Here is a 6,206-nt window from a genome sequence, read left to right as displayed (position 1 = left end):
CTTCTTATTTGGTACGTTCGCTCTCGCTGTTCAGTTTTCAAGGACCGTTGACGCTTATTTATATTATCACGTCTTTTTTATCTTGTCAACACCTTTTTTTCGGTGTTTTTATTTCTTTCTGTCGCTCGCTTCAAGCGACTTTTATATATTATCATTCAACCTTATTTATATCATATTTATTAATCATAATTATTATAAATTATCACGTTATTTCTCTATTTTTTTATTAATTTCTCTTTATTATTCATTATGATACACCAAGTCCCGTTGCATAATATATTCATAGATAAATCAATATTTTAGATAAAATCATTTCAAATAAAATAGGTGCCTTAAACTACTTAAAGCAGCCTAATGGCACCTAAATTTTTAACGATTCCCTTTTTATTTAAACACACCCAGTGAATTTAAGAATATAATAACAACTAATAGAGGAGAAATATATCTTATTAATATTAAAAATGCTGTTAATATTGCTTGGTTGCTTATCTTTCCTCCATTACTCAATTCATTTACTATATCATCTCTATCAATAAAATATCCTATAAATATAGTTATAAATAATCCACCAAGTGGTAGTAATATATTACTTGATACAAAGTCAAATAGATCAAAGAAATTCTTTCCAAAGGCTTTAATTTCAGCTATCGCATTACCACCAGCTATTGATGCTGTTGCTAAAAATCCAAACACAAGTATTATAACCGCTGTTAATAAAACTGCCTTTTTTCTATCTATTTTCATTTCCTCCGATAAATAAGCAACAGGAACCTCAACCAATGAAATCATAGCTGTTGTAGCTGCAAAAGAAGTTAAAAGGAAAAACAATGTAAGTAACACTCTACCAAGCGGCATCTTTGAAAATACTAAAGGTATTGTCATAAATAAAAGTCCTGGTCCTGCAGCAGGTTCCATCTTAAAACTAAATACAGCAGGGAATATAGCAAGTCCCGCAAGTAATGATACTAAAAGATCTGAAAAGGCAACCTTAAATGCAGTTTGTGGCATATCATTATCTTCTGTAAAATAACTACCATACGTAATCATTGTTCCCATACCTATCGATAACTTAAAGAAGGCTAACCCTAATGCAATTAGTATGCTTGCTTGTGTAACCTTTGAAAAATCAACCTTAAATAGGAATTTTACTCCTTCAAAAGAATCTGTTAATGTTAAGGCTCTTATATCCATTATTATTATCAATATAAATAGAAGAGGCATCAATGTTTTAGTAACTTTTTCTATTCCATTCTTAACTCCCATTATCAGGATTGTTGATACTACAACCATAACAATAACTTGCCATAAATATGCCATACCATAGTTTGATATTGTTGAAGTAAATATTTCATTTGCCTGTTCAGGAGTTACTCCGTTGAATTTACCAATTAAACTTTTAAAAACATATGAATAAACCCATCCTGCAACTCCACTATAAAAGAACATAATTAAAAAAGATGATAATACACCCATAAGTCCTATAAATTTAAAATTCTCTTTATTTAATTTTCTAAAAGCTCCTACAGCATTGGCTCTTGTTTTTCTTCCAATATAGAATTCACTTATCATTATAGGTATACCAACAAATAGTATACACAATATGTAGATGAATAAAAATCCACCTCCACCATTCATACCAGTAATATATGGGAATCTCCATATATTACCTAAACCTACTGCTGAACCTAATGTTGCAAAGAAAACTGCAAGTCCCGATGAAAACGTCTCTCTTTTTTTGTTTTCCATAATAATCCCCCTTTAATAATTTAAATTGTTAAACTTTCGTTATAATATAAAGCACCCAACAGCTTATGGGTGCTTTATATTATTGTTTATAATTGTATAAAAAATGCAAGTTATAGTCAATCAAATTTTATTTACAATTTCTTTGAAAATTCGACCTCTTTCCTCAAAATTTTTAAACATATCAAAACTAGCACATGCAGGCGATAAAGTTATGATATCTCCCTTTTCTGCTGCATTATAAGCCTTCAACACTGCATCTTCTAAACTATCTGCAATCACTATTGGTATCTCTATATTTCTTTCCTCCATAACTTTTAAAAACGCATTCTTTATTTTATCCTTTGTCTTTCCAAGTAAAACCAAACACTTAATATAATCTATTCCTTCCTCTGCTAATGGCTCAAATGGTATGTTTTTATCATATCCACCTGCAATCAATATAACCTTTTGTTTAAAGGATTTTAAACCTGCTAATGTTCTTGCTGGACTTGATGCGATTGAATCATTATAAAACTTTATTCCATTTACTTCTCTTACAAACTCTATTCTATGTTCTACTCCTGAAAAATTCATTGCCACATATCTCATAGTATCTATAGAAACAAAGTCATATACAGCTGCAAAAGCTGCAAGTAAGTTTTCTATATTATGCATACCTGGTAGCTTTACTTCATCAATATGACATACAATATTATTATCTATTATTAGATTATCCTCTTCTAAATATGAAAATGCCTTTTCTTTTCTTGAAAATAATCTTACATTTTTATCCGTTTCCTCTGCAATTTTTCTTGTTATTTCATTATCTTTGTTTAAAACAACAACTCCACCTTCTTCTTGATGTAAAAATATATTTTTCTTAGATTCAATATACTCCTGCATATCCTTATGAATATCTAAATGATTAGGCGTTATATTTGTTATAATTGATACCTTGGGAGAAAACTTTGCATCAATTAGCTGGAAACTTGAGAGTTCTAATACAACAAAATCATTCTCCTTTATTTCTTCAATTCTATGAAATAAAGGATTACCTATATTTCCTCCTAAAAACACATTATATCCTTGTTTTTTTAGCATTTCATAAACAAGGGTTGTTGTAGTTGTCTTGCCATCACTTCCTGTAATACCTATAACCTTGCCTTTACAGTATTTTAAAAATTCTCCCATCTCTGAAGTAACATAAGCACCTCTATCAAGTGCTTCTTTTATATAAGGGTTTGTAGGCATTAAAGACGGTGTTCTAAATATAATATCTGCTTCTTTTGTCCCCTCTAAATAATTTTCACCTAAATAAAGTTTAACATTTTTCTTTTCCAATTCTTCTTCATATTCACCTAAACTTGTTTTTTTGTCGCACACAACTACATCTGCACCTAAATCTAACATCATTTGAATAAGAGGAGTGTTACTTACACCAGCTCCAACTATTGCAACCTTTTTCTTAAACACAAATTTTTTAAATTCATCAAATGAATATGCCAATTAAAACGCCTCCCTAATTATTGCTTTTAATATATTTCTTCAAGTTTTTTAAATCTTCTATGTAAACATCATACAAAGCTCTATTATATATTATACTCGCAGGATGATACAATGGATATAAAAATCTTCCATTATACTCTATAACTTTCCCGTGTACATCTCCAATTTTTATATCCCCTAACAATGCCTTAAGAGGAGTATTGCCAAGAGTTACAATTATTTTTGGCGATACAATTTCTATCTCCTTTAATAAAGTATCTAAAGATAATTCTATTTCTTTCTTATTTGGTGCCCTATTTACCTTTCTTCCTGTCTTTTCATTTATTTTATAAGGTCTTATTTTTACCACATTTGTTATAAATAAATCTTCTCTTTTTATTTCTAATATATTTATAAACTCATCTAAATTTTTCCCTGCTTGACCTACAAAAGGCTTGCCCTGTTCTTCTTCAAATCTTCCTGGTGCCTCACCTATTAGCATAATTTCTGCATCTATATTTCCAACACCATAAACTATCTTTACATCCTCTCCATATATATCTCTTATTCTATCACGATATTGTTCATATACAGTATTTAAATCCATATTATCACTCCTTCTTATATATTTTACTATTCTTTGTAAAAAAAGTCCTCTATTTTTTATAGAGGACTTTTTAATATATTATTTTTCAATTGTGATTTATTATTCTCTGTAATAAGTACATCAAGTTTTACATTATTTCAGGCAAATTATCTAAATTATTACTGCTATCACCATCTGGCAAACTTCTTAAAAATTTTTCTCCAGTTTTAGATACACCAACAGTAACACCCTCAATCTGTCCTTGTTCTGCAAGTTTTATACCTTCTCCCTTTGAAATTATTTGACCTGTACTTAATCTATAAGAAATTATCTCTCCATTTTTGTCGTGTTTTACTCCAGTAATTCTCATTATAACCCCTCCTTTTTAGTTATTTTTTCACCTACGAAAGGGTTTCATACATTGCCTTAATCTTTTTTAAATCCTCCCACGCTAATTTCTTTTTATTTTCATCTCTTAAAAGAGCTGCTGGATGAAAAGTTGCAATAATATAAAAATCACCTTTTTTATACCATATTCCTCTATCCTTAGTTATCTTTATATTTTCATTTATAACATATCTTGCTGCAGTTGAACCTAAACACACAATTATTTTAGGTTTTACTATTGCTACCTGCTTTCTTAAATATACTATGCAAGACCTTGCTTCATCTTCAAAGGGAATCCTATTATTAGGAGGCCTACATTTAACTATATTTGCTATATATACCTCTTCCCTCTTTATATTAATTGTCTCAAGCATCTTATCTAATAGTTTACCAGCTTTTCCTACAAAAGGTCTACCTGTATTATCTTCCTCCTCACCCGGTCCTTCACCTATTAACATAAGCTTTGCATTCAAATTACCCTCACCAAATACAACATTTTTTCTTCTTTGTGATAGCCTACATCTATTACAGTTATTCACATATAACTTTAATTCATCTATATTACTCATATAATCTACCCCTGTTTTTTGTTATATAATGTATTAATGTATTATATAACAGAATATATAGCATAATATCTTGTTTGTTAATTAATATTTTTATTATTTTTTATTAAATATGTTGCACTTTAAATATAAATGTGTTATATTTATATTGTAATGAATAGCGAAAAGACCCTTTCATATAACATATCCCCATGATTGAACCCTATTAACTGACCCTAGCCAGGAGACCCCCTGGCTCTTTTTTTACATATTTTTTGAACCCCACTCACAAGGAGCCTTTAAAATAGGCATTAGTCCCTTTCCCTTTTCAGTTAAAGAATACTCTACCTTAGGTGGAATTTGATAATATTCCTTTCTATTTATTAAGCCATCTGCCTCTAATTCTTTTAATTGATTGCTTAATGTTTTATGTGTTATACCATTTACAAGTCTCTTTAACTCTCCATATCTTAAGACTTCATTATTTGAGAGGTGCCACAAAATTACCGTCTTCCATTTGCCACCAATTATGCTTAGAGTATATTCAACAGGACAATTATAAGTTTTCTCTTGATGCATAAATAATACTCTCCTTTTTGATAGTATATTACTTTTAAGTGCATACTTTATTTTTTTTATATATATTTTATAATTTAAGTATAATATGTTCGAACATAGCTGTAAATAACATATTATAATAAAAATTCATTAATATTTGGAGGTATAATATGATTAATGAAACTTTAAAAGTAATCAAATCAAGAAGAACAACAAGAAAATTTAAGAGTGAACAAATAAAAAATGAAGAACTTCAAGCAATAATTGAAGCAGGACTTTATGCACCAAGTGCTCACAATCAACAATCTTGGAATTTTACTGTTATACAAAATTCTGAACTTATAAAAGAATTAAATAGAGAATCTAAAGAAGCAGCTAAAGGATTTAATGATGAAGTAATTCAAAAAATGGCTAACAACGAAAAACTTGATGTATTCTATGGAGCTCCTACTCTTATAATTGTATCTGGAATGGATAGTGCTATGATGCCTCAGGTTGACTGTGCTGCTGCAACTGAAAATATGTTAAAGCTGCTGAATCTTTAAATATCGGTTCTTGTTGGAATGGGTTTATATCATTCTTATTCAACGGTCCTAAGGCAGAAAAATATAAAAAGAAATTAAATATACCAGAAGGATTTACACCTTATTATGCTATTGCACTTGGATATAAAGATACAAAAGCTATAAATGCTCCTGCAAGACGTGAAGGTACTGTACAATATATAAGATAAGACTGAGATAATCCTCAGTCTTTTTTTATTATATATAACAAGAAGGACAGGCATTCTATCTGAATGCCTATCCTTTCTATTTATAAAAAACAAATCTTTAAGCGACCTACTCTCCCACACCATGCGGTGCAGTACCATCGGCCCTGCGGAGCTTAACCGACCTTTCTTGAATGCGTACAGGTACTCA

The 6,206-nt window shown here is 29.7% G+C and carries 6 protein-coding genes and 1 pseudogene; 1 reads left to right on the top strand and 6 read right to left on the bottom strand.

Going from position 1 to position 6,206, the window contains the following annotated elements; all coding sequences use genetic code 11:
• Positions 1–384: 384 nt before the first annotated feature.
• The 6 genes from BUB63_RS12545 to BUB63_RS12520 form a co-directional block, all read right to left on the bottom strand.
• Positions 385–1,746 carry a sodium-dependent transporter gene (locus BUB63_RS12545; RefSeq protein WP_073250280.1) on the bottom strand — a complete coding sequence of 454 codons (1,362 nt, stop codon included), beginning with the start codon at positions 1,744–1,746 and terminating at the stop codon, positions 385–387.
• A 120-nt stretch (positions 1,747–1,866) separates the two neighbouring features.
• The gene (murD, locus tag BUB63_RS12540) at positions 1,867–3,231 is read right to left on the bottom strand and encodes a UDP-N-acetylmuramoyl-L-alanine--D-glutamate ligase (protein WP_073250277.1); all 1,365 of its coding nucleotides are present in this window, start codon (positions 3,229–3,231) and stop codon (positions 1,867–1,869) included.
• A 13-nt stretch (positions 3,232–3,244) separates the two neighbouring features.
• Complete coding sequence (locus tag BUB63_RS12535) at positions 3,245–3,817, bottom strand: uracil-DNA glycosylase (protein ID WP_073250274.1); 573 nt, start codon at positions 3,815–3,817, stop codon at positions 3,245–3,247.
• A 127-nt stretch (positions 3,818–3,944) separates the two neighbouring features.
• On the bottom strand, positions 3,945–4,166 hold the full coding sequence (locus BUB63_RS12530; RefSeq protein WP_035166650.1) for a DUF3892 domain-containing protein: 222 nt from the start codon (positions 4,164–4,166) through the stop codon (positions 3,945–3,947).
• Positions 4,167–4,197: 31 nt separating this feature from the next.
• Entirely contained in the window at positions 4,198–4,752 is a 555-nt protein-coding gene (locus tag BUB63_RS12525) for a uracil-DNA glycosylase (RefSeq protein ID WP_073250271.1), read from the bottom strand.
• 240 nt (positions 4,753–4,992) lie between these two features.
• Positions 4,993–5,307: a winged helix-turn-helix transcriptional regulator gene (locus BUB63_RS12520; protein WP_073250268.1), complete on the bottom strand. Its 315-nt coding sequence runs from the start codon at positions 5,305–5,307 to the stop codon at positions 4,993–4,995.
• A 152-nt stretch (positions 5,308–5,459) separates the two neighbouring features.
• Between BUB63_RS12520 and BUB63_RS12515 the strand changes: the two are divergent.
• Positions 5,460–6,019: pseudogene (locus BUB63_RS12515) on the top strand (nitroreductase family protein).
• Positions 6,020–6,206: the final 187 nt, after the last annotated feature.

Source organism: Caloramator proteoclasticus DSM 10124 (assembly GCF_900129265.1).
Lineage (GTDB): Bacteria > Bacillota > Clostridia > Clostridiales > Caloramatoraceae > Thermobrachium > Thermobrachium proteoclasticum.
The sequence above is the reverse complement of the archived record's forward strand: the minus strand, read 5'-3'. Positions and strand labels throughout refer to the sequence as shown.

Excerpts from the sequence above, each read along its gene's own strand:
- BUB63_RS12545 (WP_073250280.1), bottom strand. The coding sequence starts at position 1,746 with ATGGAAAACAAAAAAAGAGAGACGTTTTCATCGGGACTTGCAGTTTTC.
- BUB63_RS12535 (WP_073250274.1), bottom strand. The coding sequence starts at position 3,817 with ATGGATTTAAATACTGTATATGAACAATATCGTGATAGAATAAGAGAT.
- BUB63_RS12530 (WP_035166650.1), bottom strand. The coding sequence starts at position 4,166 with ATGAGAATTACTGGAGTAAAACACGACAAAAATGGAGAGATAATTTCT.
- BUB63_RS12525 (WP_073250271.1), bottom strand. The coding sequence starts at position 4,752 with ATGAGTAATATAGATGAATTAAAGTTATATGTGAATAACTGTAATAGA.
- BUB63_RS12520 (WP_073250268.1), bottom strand. The coding sequence starts at position 5,307 with ATGCATCAAGAGAAAACTTATAATTGTCCTGTTGAATATACTCTAAGC.